Origin of the sequence: Pseudomonas fuscovaginae SE-1, from assembly GCF_000364705.1 — a bacterium.
GTDB classification, from domain to species: Bacteria; Pseudomonadota; Gammaproteobacteria; order Pseudomonadales; family Pseudomonadaceae; genus Aquipseudomonas; species Aquipseudomonas fuscovaginae_A.
In genome coordinates this window covers 1-16,158 of record NZ_AQOH01000067.1, presented here as the reverse complement: position 1 = coordinate 16,158, position 16,158 = coordinate 1, and the positions used below count along the sequence as shown (strand labels likewise).

The window sequence follows — 16,158 nt, the reverse complement described above, 5'->3', positions numbered from 1 at the left end:
CCGGCGGCGAACTATTACGCTGAGGTTAACGATTGATTCAGACAAGGAGGGGCTTTTCAAAGGCTGGCATCGAGTACGGACACCGCCGCGCCGCGCAAGAGCCTTCATCCGCAGAACCCGGCCTCAAGCCAGACCCGACGCCAGCACCAGGCGTTCCAACCCCGGCAGATCCGGAATCTTTGCCACCAGTTCACCCACCTGCACCGCAGCCTTTTCCAGCGGGCACAGCGGCACGTCGACGAAACTCAGCTGGCTGTCGAGCTTGTAGGAGCGCGGAATGCCCTGGATCACCAGGGCGATAAAGCGCAGTTCAGGGCGCCCGCCAAGGGTGTTGAGGACCACGATTCGCGCCCGCTCGCCCACGGCGATCGCCCCGCCACAGGCTGCTTCGAAGCTGATCAGCGGCAACTGGCGATCGCGCCAGGTCACCTGCCGCAGGTACCACGGCGGTGCGTCGCTGGCCGGCTCGCCGCGCTGGAAGTCGATCAGCTCGGCCACCGCCACGTTCGGCAGCAGCAGGTAGCGATCGGCCAGGGGCAACATCAACCCGGTCAGGCTGCTGGCACGGTGTTCATGCATGGGCATGGCTCCACTGGGCGATACTCTCCAACAGCACCGACTCCTGGTACGGCTTGCCCAGGTAGTCGTTGACGCCGATGGCCATGGCCCGGTCGCGGTGTTTCTGGCCGGTACGGGAGGTGATCATGATGATCGGCAGATCCTTGAGGCGCGGATCGCTGCGTACCCGGGTCGCCACCTCGAAGCCGTCCATGCGCGGCATTTCGATGTCCAGCAACATCAGGTCCGGGGTGTGCTCCTGCAACAGGCTCATCGCATCGACACCATCCTTGGCGGTGAGCACGTTCATGCCGTTGCGCTCCAGCAGGCGGCTGGTGACCTTGCGCACGGTGACCGAATCGTCCACCACCAGCACCAGTCGCGGCCGCAGCGGTGCGAGGTCGCCCGCCAGGTCGCTCAGCGCTCGTGGCACCGGCACCCAGGCCTGAGAGGTGCGGACATGAGCCAGCAGATCGAGGATCAGCACCACCCGACCATCACCGAGGATCGTCGCCCCCGACAGCCCCGAGACCGCGGCGAACTGCGGGCCCAGACTTTTCACCACGATCTCGCGGGAGCCGGCCAGGCTGTCGACATGCAGGGCCACCCGCTGCTCGTTGCAGTGCACCAGCAGCACCGGCAGCGGCTGGCTCAGCCCCAGCAGCCTGGGCTTGCTGACGGTTTTCAGCAGTTCGCCCAGGTAGCGCAGTTCATAAGTCTGCCCGGCGTACTCGTAACGCGGCGGATTGACCTGGTAATACCCCTCCAGCTCATTGGGCAGGACCCGCACCAGGCCTTCGACGGTATTGAGCGGCACCGCATACTGTTCATCGCCACATTGCACCATCAGTGCCCGGTTCACCGAGACACTGAACGGCAGGCGAATCTGGAAGTGCACGCCCTGGCCCTTGATCGAGTCGATGGTCATGGTCCCGCCCAACTGCCGCACTTCCTCATGGACCACGTCCATGCCGACGCCACGCCCGGAAATCTGCGTGATGCGTTCGGCGGTGGAGAAGCCCGGCTGAAGGATGAACTGCAACACATCGCGGTCGCTGATCGGCGTGTCCTCGTCGATCATCCCGCGCTTGATCGCCTTGCGCCGCACCGCGTCGAGCGGGACCCCGGCGCCGTCGTCATGGATGTCGAAAACGATGTCACCGCCTTCATGGGACAGGTCGAGAGTGATCCGCCCCTGCTCCGGCTTGCCGGCCGCACGCCGCACTTCGGTGCTTTCCAGGCCGTGGTCGACGGCGTTGCGCAGCATGTGTTCCAGCGGCGCGACCATGCGTTCGAGCACGTTGCGGTCAACCTCGCCCTCGGCATTGCCGACGACGAAATCGACGTCCTTGCCCAGCTCCGCCGCCACCTGCCGCACCACCCGCTTCAACCGCGGCACCATGCGCTCGAACGGCACCATGCGCGTGCGCATCAGGCCTTCCTGCAATTCGGTGTTGACCCGTGCCTGCTGCAACAGCAGGTTCTCGGCGTCCTGGTTGCGCCCGGCCAGCGTCTCCTTGAGATCCAGCAGGTCGGACGCCGACTCGAACAAGGCGCGGGACAACTGCTGCAACTGCGAATGGCGGTCCATCTCCAGGGGGTCGAATTCCTCGTAGCCCAGGCGCTCGGCTTCCACCTGCTGGCGGCTGAGAATCCGCCCCTGGGTCTCGGTGTCGAGCCGGCGCAACTGGTCGCGCATCCGCTCGATGGTGGTTTCCATTTCATTGAGCGCGACCTTGGCGTCATTCACCTGCTGCTCGATGCGCCCACGGAAGATCGACGTCTCGCCCGCGAGGTTGACCAGGTCCTCCAGCAGATCGGCGGACACCTTGACCATGTCCTGGGGTGGACGCTCAGCCTCCGGCTCGCTCTTGAGCACCGCAGGTGCCGGCGGCTCCACCACCGGCGGTGGCTCGGGCGGCGGCTGCCGACCAAACGCCTGGATCTCGGCGATCAGTGCATCGGCCGGCGGCACCGGCTGCTCGGCGCGCACGGCATCGAGCATCTGTGCCAGACGGTCGTGACCGGCCTGCAGCAGGTCGAACAGCGCCTCGCCAGGCTGCAGGAGCATGGTCGACACACCTTCGTAGAGAAACTCCAGCTCGTGGGCCAGGTCGCCAATGGACGCGATCTCGACCATCCGCGCCCCTCCCTTGAGGGTATGCAGGTCGCGCAGCAGGGTTTCCACTTCCTGGCGGCTCGACGGCTCGGCGCGCCAGCGCTGCAAGGCCGCGCCGGAGCTTTCGATGATGTCGAAGCCTTCCTCGAGAAAAACCTCGAGCAGTTCCGGGTCGCCGCCGCTCACGGGCGGCTCGACCGGTGCCGGCGCAGGCGGCTCGACGCCCTGCTGGCGGAACGCCTGGAGACTGTCGATCAAGGGTGCCGGATCGTTCAGCGGCTGCTGTGCCTGCAACTGCTCGAGCATGACGGCCAGTTGGTCATGGCTTTTCTGCAGCAGCCAGGCCAGTGCCGGCGAATGACTGAAACGCCGGTCCAACAGGCCCTCGTAAAGGTTCTCCAGCTCATGGGCCAGGTCGCCGACCGGGCCCACCTCGGCCATCCGTGCGCCCCCCTTGAGGGTATGCAGGTCGCGCTGCAGGGCCAGCAGCGAGGCGCCGTTGTCCGGCTCGTCGAGCCAACGCTGCAGGGCCAGCCCGGCGCTGTCGAGAATATCCGCCGCCTCTTCGAGGAAGATCGCGACGATCTCGTCGTCCAGGTCCACCCGCTCTTCGAGCTGAGCGGCGGCGGTGGCCGCGCCCAGTTCACTGATACTCGGCGCATGACCGCCGCCGGACCTGATCAGCCCGGTGGCGGACGGCTCGAGCGCCTCGTCGAGCAATTCGCGCAAGGCGCGGATGCGGATCGGCTGCGGATGGATCGCCTGGCCGGCGGCCAGTTCATCGAGCATGTTGATCAGCGCTTCATGGGCCTGCTGCGCCTCATGGAAAAACCGCTCGCTGACCGCCAGGCTGCTTTCCTCGACAGCCCCGTAGATATCCAGCAGGGCTTCGCACAGCTCGTCCACCGGCTCCAGATCGGCGAGATGCGCGCCCTGGCCGAGCGTGGTCAGTTCGTCCAACAGGTCGTTGAGTTCCTGGCGCTCGCCAGGATGCTGCTGCCAACGCTGCAGCAGGCTCTCGGCATCCAGCAGGATGTCCATGCCCTGGGCCAGGAAGCTGTTGATCAGTTGCGGATCGCGGCGCGCCCGCTGGGCGCCGACCGGTACGCTCAACAGGGCTTCGAGCCGCTGCGCCAGCAGGTCCTCGGCCCGGCGGATCAGTGCCGGTGCACCGTCGATGGCGATCAGCGGATCGTCCGCCAGTTGCTGCAGGCCCCGGCGAAACAGATCTTCGGCCTCGAACAGCAGTTCGACTTCGTCCAGGTCCAGCGCCAGCAGATGGGCCTTGAACTCGCGCACCAGGTAGTAGAGCGGCGCGGCCAGTTCGGCCATCGGCAGCACGCCGGCCATGTAGGCGCTGCCCTTGAGGGTGTGCAAGGCCCGCTGCAACTCGTCGCTGACCTGCAACGGCAGGTGTTCGGCTGCCTGTTCGAGAAAATGATTGAGACTGTCGAGGTGGGACTCGGCTTCAGCGCGGAAGATTTCCAGCAACTGCCGGTCAAGCTCTTGCGCGTCATCGCCTTCTGGCCCATCGCCAGTGCTCGCCAGGCCATGGGCGCGGGCCGCCAGTTGGTCGACATCGTCACGCTGGCGCTGGGCACCGGCGGCGAATTCGTCGATCAGTTCCGGCAGCAGGCGCAGAACTTCCTCGATCACTTGCGATACCTCGGGCGCGGGCTCCAGGCTGCGCTCCAGTACCCGGTTGAGCAGGTTCTCCATGGCCCAGGCCAGCTCGGCCAGCACCAGTGCGCGGACCATCCGGCCGCTGCCCTTGAGGGTATGGAAGGCCCGGCGCAATTCGCCCAGGGCCGACTTGCCTTCAAGGTCGGCGACCCAACGTGGCAGGTAGTCACGCAGGGCATCGAGGACCTCGGCGGCCTCCTCGAGAAACACCTCGCGCAATTCGTCATCCACCGGCGGCTCGTCGGACGGCGGCGGCAGCAGGCTGCGGGGCACCTGGCGGGCCGGCGGATTGAGCTCCGAGACCGGAGTGGCCAGCATATCGGCCAGGGACTGCACCACATGGGGGTCGTCCAGCTCCTGCAGATCCTGCATCACCAGTGCCTCGGTAGGGCTCAGCGCCTCTTCGAGCAACGGCACCTCCAGTTCCACTGGCGCATAGCCCAGGGCGTCCAGGCTCTGCTCGACCTTGTCCAGCACCTGCTCGCCGAGGGCCTCGTGGTCTTGCGCCAGGCGTTCGAGGTAGTACTCGATTCCGCTCAGCGCATCGGCAAGACGATCGAGCTGCTGCCAGGGCGGTGCGGCCGACTCCTCGATCAGGTGCTCGCGGATATAGTGGTTGCAGGTTTCCAGCAGGCTCGCGGCGCGGCCCAGGGGAATCATCGACAGCGCCCCCCGCACCTGGGTCAGCAGCTCGGGCAGTGGCCCCAGGCGCTCGCGGTCCCAGTTGGCATCGATGTAGTCGACGATCAGATCCTTGGCCTGCTGCAGGCAAAGCAGTGCCTCGCGGATCACGATCTGGTGGATCAGGGTCAGGTCGGTGGTCGGCAGGCCGCTTTCTTCACGGCCCTGCGGTTCAACCGTGCCGACCATCCCGGCCAGCGTCGCCTCGACATAGAGCAGGGCCCCGGCGACATCCATCAGCACTGCGTCATTGGGGGCGCGCTGGCCCTGGGCCAGGCCCTGGACCACCGCCAGTTGGTCGATGATCACCTTGCGCGGCTGGCCGAAGCCGAGCACCGCCAGGGTATCGGCGATCTGCCGCAACGGCGCCAGCAGGCCGGTCAGGTCGTCGGCGTGCTGGCGGTCGCTGCGCACGAACAGCTCCAGCCGCTCCTTGACCCGCACCAGTTCCTCGCAGAGCGCCGAGACCACCGAGCGCATGGCGTCACGGTCGGGACCGGCCAGGTGCGCGCGCTCCTCGTCAACCACGCGGGTGTCCGGCAGCGCTTCGTCGAGGCCGTAGCGCTCCTTGAGCACGCGCATCTGCGCGGTGGGCTGCTCGGCCTTGGCGATGTAGAACAGCAGGCTCTTGAGCAATTCGTCCGGTGCCGCCTGGTTGATGCCCCCGATGCCCTGTTCCAGCAGGCGCTTGAGCTCCCGGTCGGCATCCTTGAGCAGGCTGCGCAGTGCCGGGCTGTTGCCGATCGCACCGGCGAGCATGCCTTCGACCAACGCCGAGCCGACCTGCCAGAGCGGTACCAGCGGTGCGTCCTGGCAAAGGCTTTCGAGACGGTTGAACACCTTGGCCATGTAACCCAGGTTGGTCGCGTCGTCCTGTTCGCGCAACAGCCCGACCAGAGCGGTCTGCAGCATCTGCCGCCACTTGCGCAGCAGCCCCGGCAGTTCCGCCGGAGCCCGCTGGGACAGCGCCTCGGCAGCGAGCGGCGGCAGTTCCGGCAGCACCGGACTGAACAGGCTGGTTTCCGAGAGCAGGCTTTCGCCTCGGGCACTGCGCAGGTCGTTGAGCAACGGCAGCACCACCAGCGGCAGGTCACGCCGGGCACCGTGCACCCGGTCCAGGTACAGGGGCAGTTGGGCAAACGCCTGGCGCAACAGGCTGACGGCTTCGGCGGGCTCGCTGACCCGGCCCTGCTGCAGGGCCAGCACCAGTTGCTCCATTTCCTCGGCCAGCAGTGCCGCACCGTAGAACTCGACCATCTGCAGGCTGCCATGCACCTGGTGGATGCAGGCCAGGCAATCGGCGATTTCCTCGCCCCCATGCTCCGGCTCGTCGAGGCCATCCAGGGCCTGCCGGGCCTGCTTCAGGGTGTCGGCGATCTCGCCCTTGACCCACTCCAGGGCCACGTAGTCATGCTGCTGGTCGCTCATGCTCGTACTACCGGGTTTCACGCGCATCTTGCGCCTGGGGCAAGGTAAAGCCGGAGACCGAGCGCCGCAGTTGGCTGGCCATCTTCGCCAGGTTGCCGATGCTTTCGGCGGTGGCGGTCGAACCGGAGGATGTCTGGGTGGTGATCTGCTGAATCACGTTCATGGTCAACGAGATCTGCCCGGCCGACGAGGTTTGCTGCTGGGCGGCGTTGAAGATGCTCTGGATCAGGGCGGCCAGGGTTTTCGAGACCCCTTCGATTTCTTCCAGCGCCACCCCGGCATCCTGCGCCAGGCGCGCACCACGCACCACTTCGGTGGTGGTCTGCTCCATGGAGATCACCGCTTCGTTGGTGTCGGCCTGGATCGCCCGCACCAGCGTCTCGATCTGCCGGGTGGCGGCGGACGAACGCTCCGCCAGGCGCTGGACTTCGTCGGCGACCACCGCAAAACCGCGGCCGGCGTCGCCGGCCATGGAAGCCTGGATCGCCGCGTTGAGCGCGAGGATGTTGGTCTGTTCGGCAATGTCGTCGATCAGGCTGACGATATCGCCGATCTCCTGGGAAGACTCGCCCAGGCGCTTGATACGCTTGGCGGTGTCCTGGATCTGCTCGCGAATGTTGTCCATGCCGTGGATGGTGTTGTGCACCACCTCGTTGCCCTTGTTGGCGATTTCCACCGAACGCTCGGCCACCGCCGAGGATTCGGCGGCGTTGGCCGACACCTGGTCGATGGACTGGGCCATGTCGCTGATCGCCGCGGACGCTTCGCTGATCTGCTGGGCCTGGTGCTCGGAGGCCTCGGCCAACTGCATCGCGGTGGCCTGGGTTTCCTGCACGGCGGCGGCGACCTTGCCGGCGGTGAGGTTGATGGTCGCGACCAGGTCGCGCAACTGGTCCACCGAATAGTTGATCGAGTCGGCAATGGTCCCGGTGAAGTCTTCGGTCACCGAGGCGGTCACGGTCAGGTCGCCGTCGGCCAGGTCCTCGATTTCATCCAGCAGGCGCATGATCGCATGCTGGTTGCGCTCGTTCTTTTGCGCAGTCTCGCGCAACTGACGGTTGGTCTCGCGGACCATCACCAGGCCGATCAGGATGATCGAGGCCAGCGCCAGCAGGCCGAGCACATAACCGCCGATGGTATCGAGGGAGCGCCCGCCCGCCAGGTTCTCGAAACCGTTGGCCAGGTGCGAGGCTTCGTCCAGCAGGGTCTGCGACAGGCTGAAGATACTGCTGGCGGATTCACGGACCTGGAACAGTTCCGGTGAGGTTTCGAGGATCTCGTCGACCGAGCCGGAGACGAACTCGAACAGTTCGGCAATCTCGCCGAGGCGGGCCCGGGCGTCCTTGTCCTCGACCTGGGAAATCTTCAGCGCGGCATTGCCCTGCAGCATGCCATTGAGCACCTGGCCGAAACGCGCCGCATCGCGACCGAACGCGTCGGCGGCCTGGGACGAGGTCTCGTCGCCGGCCAGCACGGTGTTCACCGCGCCGAGAATGCGCTCGGCGAGCAACGACTGGCGCTGGGCCATGGCCACTTGGGCCGCCGGCGCTCCACGCTGCAGCAGGATTTCCACGACCTTCTCGTACTCGACCTGCAGCTGCGGCACGGTTTCGGCCAGGGTCGCCGCCACCTGGTGCAGGGACAGCACGGTCTGTTCGCTGGCGAGGATCGCGTCGGTGTTTTTCAGCAGGCTTTCCCAGTCCTGCTGCACCGCATGCATTTCATTGCGCACGGTCGGCGGCGCGGCGGGCAGGCCGGTGGACGGGTCGCCCTTCTTCAGGTAGCCCCAGCGCTGGGCGAAATCGTTGCGCGCGTCGCTGAGCAGCTTGAACGCCGCGGCCTTGCCGGAAGCCGCCTCGGTGGCGTTCTTGGCGATACGCTGGGACAGCACGCGCAGCTCGCCGGCGTGGCTGATGTACTGCTTGTCGTAGGTGGCCTGGGTGTTCAGGTAGGCGAAGTTGGCGAACAACAGCATGATGAACACGATCAGCGCGATGAAGAGCACGATGATCTGTGAACGACTGCGCGAGGCCTGCTCGGGATTGCCGGTTTTGCCTTTGATCATCTCAGGCCTCTGCCTGTACTGCCGTGGGAACGGGCCCCGCGAAAGCCGGACACATGATTAGACTGCAACATCAAGAAACCCCGGAGCCTGCGCCAGGCTGAACGGGCTGAACACCCACCAGTTGCGCCCACGTTCGAAACGGCCCTGCACGAAGGGCGCGACCATCGGTTCCGGACACTCGAGCGACTGCATCTGCCGGCTGTCCCGGGGAAAATGCTGCATGCCCGCCACCTCATCCACCAGCAAGCCGGCGAACACATCCTTGTACTCCAGCACCAGTACCCGGCGCTGCTTGCGCAACACCGACAATTCATGACCGAAGAAACCGCACAGATCCATGATCGGCAGCAGCCGTCCACGCAGGTTGGCCACGCCCTTGACCCAGGGCTTCACCCCCGGCAACAGGGTGTAGCGCGGCTCATGCAGCACTTCGGCGACTTCGCCCATGGGTGCCACGTACCACTGCTCGCCCAAGCGGAAACCGATGCCGCTCCAGGTATCCTGACGGGTTTCCTGGGACGGCAGGTCGGCCGCCAGCGCCCGACAGCGCTGGTCGATCTCCAGCAGGAGGGCAAAGGCGGTCTGCGATTCGGCCATGGCTGCCGGCCGTCAACCGGCCAGGACGCTGTTCAGGGTCTTGAGCAGGGTTTCCTCTTCGACCGGCTTGGTCAAGTAGTCCCTGGCACCCTGGCGCGTGCCCCAGACCTTGTCGGTTTCCTGGTCCTTGGTGGTGATGATGATCACCGGGATCGCCGCGGTTTCCGGGTCCTTGGTCAGTTGCCGGGTCGCCTGGAAGCCATTGAGGCCAGGCATGACGATATCCATCAGCACCGCATCGGGCTTTTCCTGGCGAGCCAGGGCCACGCCGTCGGCACCGTTCTCGGCCTTGAGGACTTCATGACCGTGTTTTTCCAGCATGCCGGTCAGTTTGTACATTTCAGTCGGCGAATCATCGACGATCAGGATGCGTGCCATGGTGCTCCCCATTTCTTATAAAGCAGGCGGCCCGGCGGCCGCCCGTCAAAGTGCTTGTTCTACTGCCGCGAACCCCGGGACATGCGCCTTGATCGCGTTCAGCAACTCGTCCTTGCTAAAAGGCTTGGTCAAAAACTGATCAGAACCGACGATACGCCCCTTGGCCTTGTCGAACAGGCTGTCCTTGGAAGACAGCATGATCACCGGCGTCGACTTGAACGCACTGTTGTTCTTGACCACCGCGCAGGTCTGATAGCCATCCAGGCGCGGCATCATGATATCGACGAAGATGATGCCCGGATGGTGATCGGCAATCTTGGCCAATGCTTCGAAACCGTCGACGGCGGTGATGACCTCGCAACCGACATGCTTGAGCAACGTCTCGGCGGTACGACGAATCGTCTTGGAGTCATCGATGACCATGACTTTCAAGGCTGTGGAATGCTGTTCCATATCTGCTCTACCATCGCCACAGCGACGCGTTTTCCGGGGATGCCCGGTTTTCGGGCGCGAAACCCTTGATGTGGAAGGATTTCGTACAGGATGCGAACCTTTTTAGCACAGTCTCCCTACGCAATCCATGCGCGGCCCGAGACCGAGCTTTTCCTTGACCGCAAACATTCGCAGCGCCACTCTGACGCCACTTTTCAAGTCATTACGGCCATCACGGCCTACAGAGGATATAGCCCATGAGCGTTCGTCTCGGGATTGTCATGGACCCCATCGCGAGCATTTCCTACAAGAAGGACAGCTCGCTGGCCATGCTGCTGGCCGCCCAGGAGCGCGGCTGGAGCCTGTTCTACATGGAACAGCAGGACCTTTACCAGGACGCCGGCGTGGCCCGGGCCCGGATGAAACCGCTGAAGGTGTTCGCCAACCCCGAGCACTGGTTCGAACTGGAAGCGCAAACCGATACGGCCCTGAGCGACCTGGACGTGATCCTGATGCGCAAGGACCCGCCGTTCGACATGGAGTTCGTCTACTCCACCTACCTGCTGGAGCAGGCCGAACGGGCCGGCGTGCTGGTGGTGAACAAGCCCCAGAGCCTGCGCGACTGCAACGAGAAACTGTTCGCCACCCAGTTCCCGCAGTGCACGCCACCGACCGTGGTCAGCCGCCGCGCCGACGTGCTGCGTGAATTCGCCGCCAAACACGGTGACGTGATCCTCAAGCCGCTGGACGGCATGGGCGGCACCTCGATCTTCCGCCACCGGGTCGGCGATCCGAACCTGTCGGTGATCCTCGAGACCCTGACCGCCCTGGGCAGCCAGCAGATCATGGCCCAGGCCTACCTGCCGGCGATCAAGGACGGCGACAAGCGCATCCTGATGGTCGATGGCGAACCGGTCCCCTATTGCCTGGCGCGCATCCCGGCCAGCGGCGAAACCCGCGGCAACCTGGCCGCTGGCGGCCGTGGCGAAGCCCGGCCACTGACCGAGCGCGACCGCTGGATCGCCGCCCAGGTCGGACCGACCTTGCGGGAAAAGGGCCTGCTGTTCGTAGGACTGGACGTCATCGGCGAGCACCTGACGGAGATCAACGTCACCAGCCCGACCTGCATCCGCGAGATCGACAACGCCTTCGGCACCCACATCGGCAGCCTGCTGATGGATGCCATTGAGCAGAAGCTCAAGAGCCGTTGATGTAGAACAGCCGAGATGGAACCAACATTGCGCTATGATGCACCGCCTCCGATACGCGTGATGTTGGTTTTCTGGTCATGACTCTCCCCGCCGATCTGCCTCCCGAACTCTACCGCACCGGCGTGCGCCCGGCCGACAGGCTCGGCTTTACCCTGTTTCTCGCCGCGCTGATCCACCTGGCGCTGCTGCTCGGGGTGGGATTCAGCTTCGTCGAGCCCAAGCAGGTCAGCAGGACCCTGGAAATCACCCTGGCCACCTTCAAGAGCGAGACCAAGCCGGCCAAGGCCGACTTCCTCGCCCAGGAAAACCAGCAAGGCAGCGGTACCCTGGATAAAAAGGCGATCCCGACCACCACCGAGGTCGCGCCGTTCCAGGACAACGCCGTCAACAAGGTGGCCACGCCACCGCCGGCCAAGCCGCAGGTCACCGAGGCGACGCCCAAGGCGGCGGTCGCCACCGTCGCGCCCAAACCGAAGAAAACCGTCACCCGCCACGAAGAACCCAAGCCCGAAGCCACGCCCAAGGCCGAGACGCCGACCTTCGACAGCTCGCAGTTGTCCAGCGACATTGCCAGCCTGGAGGCGGAACTGGCCAAGGAACGCCAGCTCTATGCCAAGCGGCCACGTATCCATCGCCTGAGCGCAGCCTCGACCATGCGCGACAAGGGTGCCTGGTACAAGGACGAATGGCGCAAGAAGGTCGAGCGGATCGGCAACCTCAACTACCCCGAGGAGGCCCGTCGCCAGCAGATCTATGGCAGCCTGCGGCTGATGGTGTCGATCAACCGCGACGGTTCGCTGTACGAGGTGCTGGTGCTGGAATCGTCCGGCCAGCCGCTGCTGGACCAGGCGGCGCAGCGCATCGTCCGCCTGGCGGCGCCGTTCGCGCCGTTTACCGGCGACCTGTCGGACATCGACCGCCTGGAGATCATCCGCACCTGGCGTTTCGCCCGGGGGGACCGGCTGTCCAGCAATTGAGCGCCATCGTGCTTGTCAGTTCGGCTGCCCAACGCCACACTAGGGTTCATGAAAAACCTCGCCCCGACGTACCTCAAGCATCACTTCCTGATCGCCATGCCGCATATGGCCGACCCGAACTTTGCGCAGACGGTGACCTATATCGTCGAGCACAGCGCAAACGGTGCCATGGGACTGGTGATCAACCGTCCGCAATCGCTGAACCTGGCCGATATCCTCGAACAGTTGCGCCCCGATATCGACCCACCGGCGTTGTGCCAGCATATTCCGATCTACTCCGGCGGCCCGGTGCAGACCGATCGCGGCTTCGTCCTGCATCCCATCGGCAAGACCTACCAGGCCACCGTCGAACTCGAAGGGCTGGCGCTGTCGACCTCCCAGGACGTGCTGTTCGCCATCGCCGATGGCGTCGGCCCCGAACGCAGCCTGATCACCCTCGGTTACGCCGGCTGGGAAGCCGGGCAACTGGAGGCCGAGCTGGCCGACAATGCCTGGCTGACTTGCCCGTTCTCGCCGGAAATCCTTTTCAACACCGATAGCGAAGACCGCCTGGCCGCCGCCGCCGCGCACCTGGGCGTCAACCTCAGCCTGCTCACCAGCCAGGCGGGCCACGCCTGATGGCCAATATTCGTCTGCTGCTGGGTTTCGACTACGGTACCCGGCAGATCGGCGTTGCCGTCGGCCAGATGGTCACCGGCCAGGCCCGCGAGCTGTGCACCCTCAAGGCACAGAACGGCGTGCCCGACTGGCACCAGGTCGAAGCCCTGATCAAGGAGTGGAAACCCGACGCGGTGGTGGTCGGCCTGCCCCTGAACATGGATGGCACGCCCAGCGAGATGTGCGCCCGCGCGGAAAAATTCGCCCGCCGCCTCAATGGCCGCTACAACGTGCCGTTCTTCACCCAGGACGAGCGCCTGACCACCTTCGAGGCCAAGGGCGAGCGCATGGCCAAGGGCGGGCAGAAAGGCAGCTACCGCGACAACCCGGTGGACGCCATCGCCGCCAAACTGCTGCTGCAAAGCTGGATCGAAGAAAACCCCGTATCCCCCGAATCCTGACGGCGCCGTGCGTCGTACCGTCTCAGCCTCGCCGCGCCTGTCGGGCGGGGCCCTTGAAGGAGCCATCATGAGCCTGCCCAATCCCGCCGAACTGATCGACCAGATGGCCGACCGCCTAAAGGCCCATCTGCAGCAGCGAGCCATCGACACCCCGCGCTACATCGGCATCCGCACCGGCGGCGTCTGGGTCGCCCAGGCACTGCTCAAGGCCCTGGGCAGCGACTCGCCGCTGGGCACCCTGGACGTGTCCTTCTACCGCGACGACTTCAGCCAGAACGGCCTGCACCCGCAGGTACGGCCTTCGGAGCTGCCTTTCGAGATCGAAGGCCAGCACCTGGTGCTGATCGACGACGTGCTGATGAGCGGCCGGACCATCCGTGCCGCCCTCAATGAACTGTTCGACTATGGCCGCCCGGCCAGCGTGACCCTGGTCTGCCTGCTGGACCTGGAGGCCGCCGAGCTGCCGATCCGGCCGAATGTGGTGGGGGCAACCCTGTCCCTGGCCCCCACGGAACGGGTAAAATTGTCCGGCCCCGCGCCGCTCCAGCTTGAACTTCAAGATCTGGCCCTTCAAGCACCTTAAAAAGAGTCCTCTGCGATGACGCCCTCAGACGCCAAGCGCCCCCTGCAGCTCAATGATCAGGGCCAGTTGCGCCACTTCCTGTCGCTCGACGGCCTGCCCCGCGAGCTGCTGACCGAAATCCTCGACACCGCCGACTCGTTCCTCGAAGTCGGTGCCCGGGCGGTGAAGAAAGTCCCGCTGCTGCGCGGCAAGACCGTGTGCAACGTGTTCTTCGAGAACTCCACCCGTACCCGCACCACCTTCGAGCTGGCAGCCCAGCGGCTGTCGGCCGACGTGATCACGCTGAACGTGTCGACCTCGTCCGCGAGCAAGGGCGAAACCCTGCTCGACACCCTGCGCAACCTGGAAGCCATGGCCGCCGACATGTTCGTGGTGCGCCATTCCGACTCCGGTGCCGCACACTTCATCGCCGAACACGTCTGCCCGCAGGTGGCGATCATCAACGGCGGGGACGGCCGCCACGCGCACCCGACCCAGGGCATGCTCGACATGCTGACCATCCGTCGGCACAAGGGCGGCTTCGAAAACCTCTCGGTGGCGATCGTCGGCGACATCCTGCACTCGCGGGTCGCCCGCTCGAACATGCTCGCGCTCAAGACCCTGGGCTGCCCGGATATCCGCGTGATCGCGCCGAAGACGCTGGTGCCGATCGGCATCGAACAGTATGGCGTGAAGGTCTACACCGACATGACCGAAGGCCTGAAGGACGTCGACGTGGTGATCATGCTGCGCCTGCAGCGCGAGCGCATGACCGGTGGCCTGCTGCCCAGCGAAGGCGAGTTCTACCGCCTATTCGGCCTGACCACCACGCGCCTGGCCGGCGCCAAGCCGGATGCCATCGTGATGCACCCGGGCCCGATCAACCGCGGCGTGGAGATCGAATCGGCGGTGGCCGACGGTCCGCGCTCGGTCATTCTCAACCAGGTTACCTACGGCATCGCCGTACGCATGGCCGTGCTGTCCATGGCCATGAGCGGACAGACTGCCCAGCGCCAATTCGAGCAGGAGAACGCCCAGTGAAGCTCAGCATTATCGGCGCCCGCGTCATCGACCCGAGCAGCGGCCTGGACCAGGTCAGCGACCTGCACCTGGAAGCCGGCAGGATCGTCGCCATCGGTGCCGCTCCGGCTGGCTTCGAGCCGGCTGAAACCCTCGACGCCAAGGGCCTGGTCGCCGCCCCCGGGCTGGTCGACCTGAACGTCGCCCTGCGCGAGCCGGGCTACAGCCGCAAGGGCAGCATTGCCAGCGAAACCCGTGCCGCCGCCGCCGGCGGTGTCACCAGCCTGTGCTGCCCACCCCGGACCAAGCCGGTACTGGATACCTCGGCGGTCGCCGAGCTGATCCTCGACCGCGCCCGCGAGGCCGGCAATACCAAGGTGTTTCCGATCGGCGCCCTGAGCAAGGGCCTGGAAGGCGAGCAACTGGCCGAGCTGGTGGCCCTGCGCGATGCCGGCTGCGTGGCGTTCGGCAACGGCCTGGACAGTTTCCGCAACACCCGCACCCTGTGCCGTGCACTGGAATACGCGGCCACGTTCGACCTGACGGTGGTGTTCCACTCCCAGGATCATGACCTGGCTGAAGGCGGCCTGGCCCACGAAGGCCCGACCGCCAGCTTCCTCGGCCTGCCGGGGATTCCGGAAACCGCCGAGACCGTGGCCCTGGCCCGTGACCTGCTGTTGGTCGAGCAGACCGGCGTACGCGCACACTTCAGCCAACTGACCAGCGCCCGTGGCGCGGCCCTGATCGCCCAGGCCCAGGCCAAGGGTCTGCGGGTCACCGCCGACGTGGCGTTGTATCAGTTGATCCTGACCGACGAGGCGCTGATCGACTTCTCCAGCCTGTACCACGTGCAACCGCCACTGCGCACCCGCGCCGATCGCGACGGCCTGCGCGAAGCGGTGAAGTCCGGGGTGATCAGTGCCATCTCCAGCCACCACCAACCACACGAGCGTGATGCCAAGCTGGCCCCGTTCGGTGCGACCGAACCAGGCATCAGCAGCGTCGAGCTGCTGCTGCCGCTGGCCCTGACCCTGGTGGAAGACGGCCTGCTCGACCTGCCGACCCTGCTGGCTCGCCTGAGCGCCGGCCCCGCCGACGCCCTGCGCCTGCCGGCGGGCAAGCTGGCGGTAGGTGCCGCGGCGGACCTGGTGCTGTTCGATCCGGGTACCTCCACCGTGGCCGGAGAGCAATGGCTGTCGCGTGGCGAGAACTGCCCGTTCATCGGCCATGCGCTGCCAGGTACGGTGCGCTATACGCTGATGGATGGGCGGATTACGCACCAGGCGTAAGACCACAGTGTGCCCTTCGCGGGCAAGCCCGCTCCCATGACCCTGTGCCGAATGGGCTAGGCTTTGTCTGAAAAGTCTTGAGACGAAGGTCAGGCAAGGC

13 protein-coding genes are annotated in these 16,158 nt (G+C 65.6%); 7 read left to right on the top strand and 6 right to left on the bottom strand.

The window, feature by feature from the left end; genetic code table 11:
- Window positions 1-123 precede the first annotated feature (123 nt).
- The 6 genes from K675_RS0107715 to pilG are packed head-to-tail and all read right to left on the bottom strand — an operon-like array spanning window position 124 to window position 9,962.
- Entirely contained in the window at window positions 124-579 is a 456-nt protein-coding gene (locus K675_RS0107715) for a chemotaxis protein CheW (protein WP_026145016.1), read from the bottom strand.
- Window positions 572-6,469: an Hpt domain-containing protein gene (locus K675_RS0107710; protein ID WP_017902932.1), complete on the bottom strand. Its 5,898-nt coding sequence runs from the start codon at window positions 6,467-6,469 to the stop codon at window positions 572-574. The genes K675_RS0107715 and K675_RS0107710 overlap by 8 nt, the downstream gene beginning before the upstream one ends.
- Window positions 6,470-6,476: 7 nt before the next feature.
- Complete coding sequence (locus tag K675_RS0107705) at window positions 6,477-8,534, bottom strand: methyl-accepting chemotaxis protein (RefSeq protein ID WP_017902931.1); 2,058 nt, start codon at window positions 8,532-8,534, stop codon at window positions 6,477-6,479.
- 57 nt (window positions 8,535-8,591) lie between these two features.
- Window positions 8,592-9,131: a chemotaxis protein CheW gene (locus tag K675_RS0107700; RefSeq protein ID WP_017902930.1), complete on the bottom strand. Its 540-nt coding sequence runs from the start codon at window positions 9,129-9,131 to the stop codon at window positions 8,592-8,594.
- Window positions 9,132-9,143: 12 nt separating this feature from the next.
- Entirely contained in the window at window positions 9,144-9,509 is a 366-nt protein-coding gene (gene pilH / locus K675_RS0107695) for a twitching motility response regulator PilH (protein WP_017902929.1), read from the bottom strand.
- Between the two features lie 45 nt (window positions 9,510-9,554).
- On the bottom strand, window positions 9,555-9,962 hold the full coding sequence (pilG, locus tag K675_RS0107690) for a twitching motility response regulator PilG (protein WP_026145015.1): 408 nt from the start codon (window positions 9,960-9,962) through the stop codon (window positions 9,555-9,557).
- Between the two features lie 236 nt (window positions 9,963-10,198).
- On the opposite strand from pilG, the gene gshB reads away from it, so the two are divergent.
- From gshB to K675_RS0107655, 7 genes are all read left to right on the top strand, one after another.
- Entirely contained in the window at window positions 10,199-11,152 is a 954-nt protein-coding gene (gene gshB / locus K675_RS0107685; protein WP_026145014.1) for a glutathione synthase, read from the top strand.
- A gap of 77 nt (window positions 11,153-11,229) precedes the next feature.
- Window positions 11,230-12,129: an energy transducer TonB gene (locus K675_RS0107680; RefSeq protein WP_017902926.1), complete on the top strand. Its 900-nt coding sequence runs from the start codon at window positions 11,230-11,232 to the stop codon at window positions 12,127-12,129.
- A gap of 48 nt (window positions 12,130-12,177) precedes the next feature.
- On the top strand, window positions 12,178-12,747 hold the full coding sequence (locus tag K675_RS0107675) for a YqgE/AlgH family protein (protein WP_017902925.1): 570 nt from the start codon (window positions 12,178-12,180) through the stop codon (window positions 12,745-12,747).
- On the top strand, window positions 12,747-13,187 hold the full coding sequence (gene ruvX / locus K675_RS0107670; RefSeq protein ID WP_017902924.1) for a Holliday junction resolvase RuvX: 441 nt from the start codon (window positions 12,747-12,749) through the stop codon (window positions 13,185-13,187). Before K675_RS0107675 ends, ruvX begins: the two co-directional genes overlap by 1 nt.
- Before the next feature lie 67 nt (window positions 13,188-13,254).
- Window positions 13,255-13,770: a bifunctional pyr operon transcriptional regulator/uracil phosphoribosyltransferase PyrR gene (gene pyrR / locus K675_RS0107665; RefSeq protein WP_017902923.1), complete on the top strand. Its 516-nt coding sequence runs from the start codon at window positions 13,255-13,257 to the stop codon at window positions 13,768-13,770.
- 15 nt (window positions 13,771-13,785) lie between these two features.
- Window positions 13,786-14,790 carry an aspartate carbamoyltransferase catalytic subunit gene (locus K675_RS0107660; RefSeq protein ID WP_017902922.1) on the top strand — a complete coding sequence of 335 codons (1,005 nt, stop codon included), beginning with the start codon at window positions 13,786-13,788 and terminating at the stop codon, window positions 14,788-14,790.
- Window positions 14,787-16,058 (top strand): dihydroorotase, encoded by a 1,272-nt coding sequence (locus K675_RS0107655; RefSeq protein WP_017902921.1) that lies wholly within the window; start codon window positions 14,787-14,789, stop codon window positions 16,056-16,058. The genes K675_RS0107660 and K675_RS0107655 overlap by 4 nt, the downstream gene beginning before the upstream one ends.
- Window positions 16,059-16,158: the final 100 nt, after the last annotated feature.

Coding starts and splice junctions, on each gene's coding strand:
- K675_RS0107715 (WP_026145016.1), bottom strand. CDS start 579: ATGCATGAACACCGTGCCAGCAGCCTGACCGGGTTGATGTTGCCCCTG.
- K675_RS0107710 (WP_017902932.1), bottom strand. CDS start 6,469: ATGAGCGACCAGCAGCATGACTACGTGGCCCTGGAGTGGGTCAAGGGC.
- K675_RS0107705 (WP_017902931.1), bottom strand. CDS start 8,534: ATGATCAAAGGCAAAACCGGCAATCCCGAGCAGGCCTCGCGCAGTCGT.
- K675_RS0107700 (WP_017902930.1), bottom strand. CDS start 9,131: ATGGCCGAATCGCAGACCGCCTTTGCCCTCCTGCTGGAGATCGACCAG.
- pilH (WP_017902929.1), bottom strand. CDS start 9,509: ATGGCACGCATCCTGATCGTCGATGATTCGCCGACTGAAATGTACAAA.
- pilG (WP_026145015.1), bottom strand. CDS start 9,962: ATGGAACAGCATTCCACAGCCTTGAAAGTCATGGTCATCGATGACTCC.
- gshB (WP_026145014.1), top strand. CDS start 10,199: ATGAGCGTTCGTCTCGGGATTGTCATGGACCCCATCGCGAGCATTTCC.
- K675_RS0107680 (WP_017902926.1), top strand. CDS start 11,230: ATGACTCTCCCCGCCGATCTGCCTCCCGAACTCTACCGCACCGGCGTG.
- K675_RS0107675 (WP_017902925.1), top strand. CDS start 12,178: ATGAAAAACCTCGCCCCGACGTACCTCAAGCATCACTTCCTGATCGCC.
- ruvX (WP_017902924.1), top strand. CDS start 12,747: ATGGCCAATATTCGTCTGCTGCTGGGTTTCGACTACGGTACCCGGCAG.
- pyrR (WP_017902923.1), top strand. CDS start 13,255: ATGAGCCTGCCCAATCCCGCCGAACTGATCGACCAGATGGCCGACCGC.
- K675_RS0107660 (WP_017902922.1), top strand. CDS start 13,786: ATGACGCCCTCAGACGCCAAGCGCCCCCTGCAGCTCAATGATCAGGGC.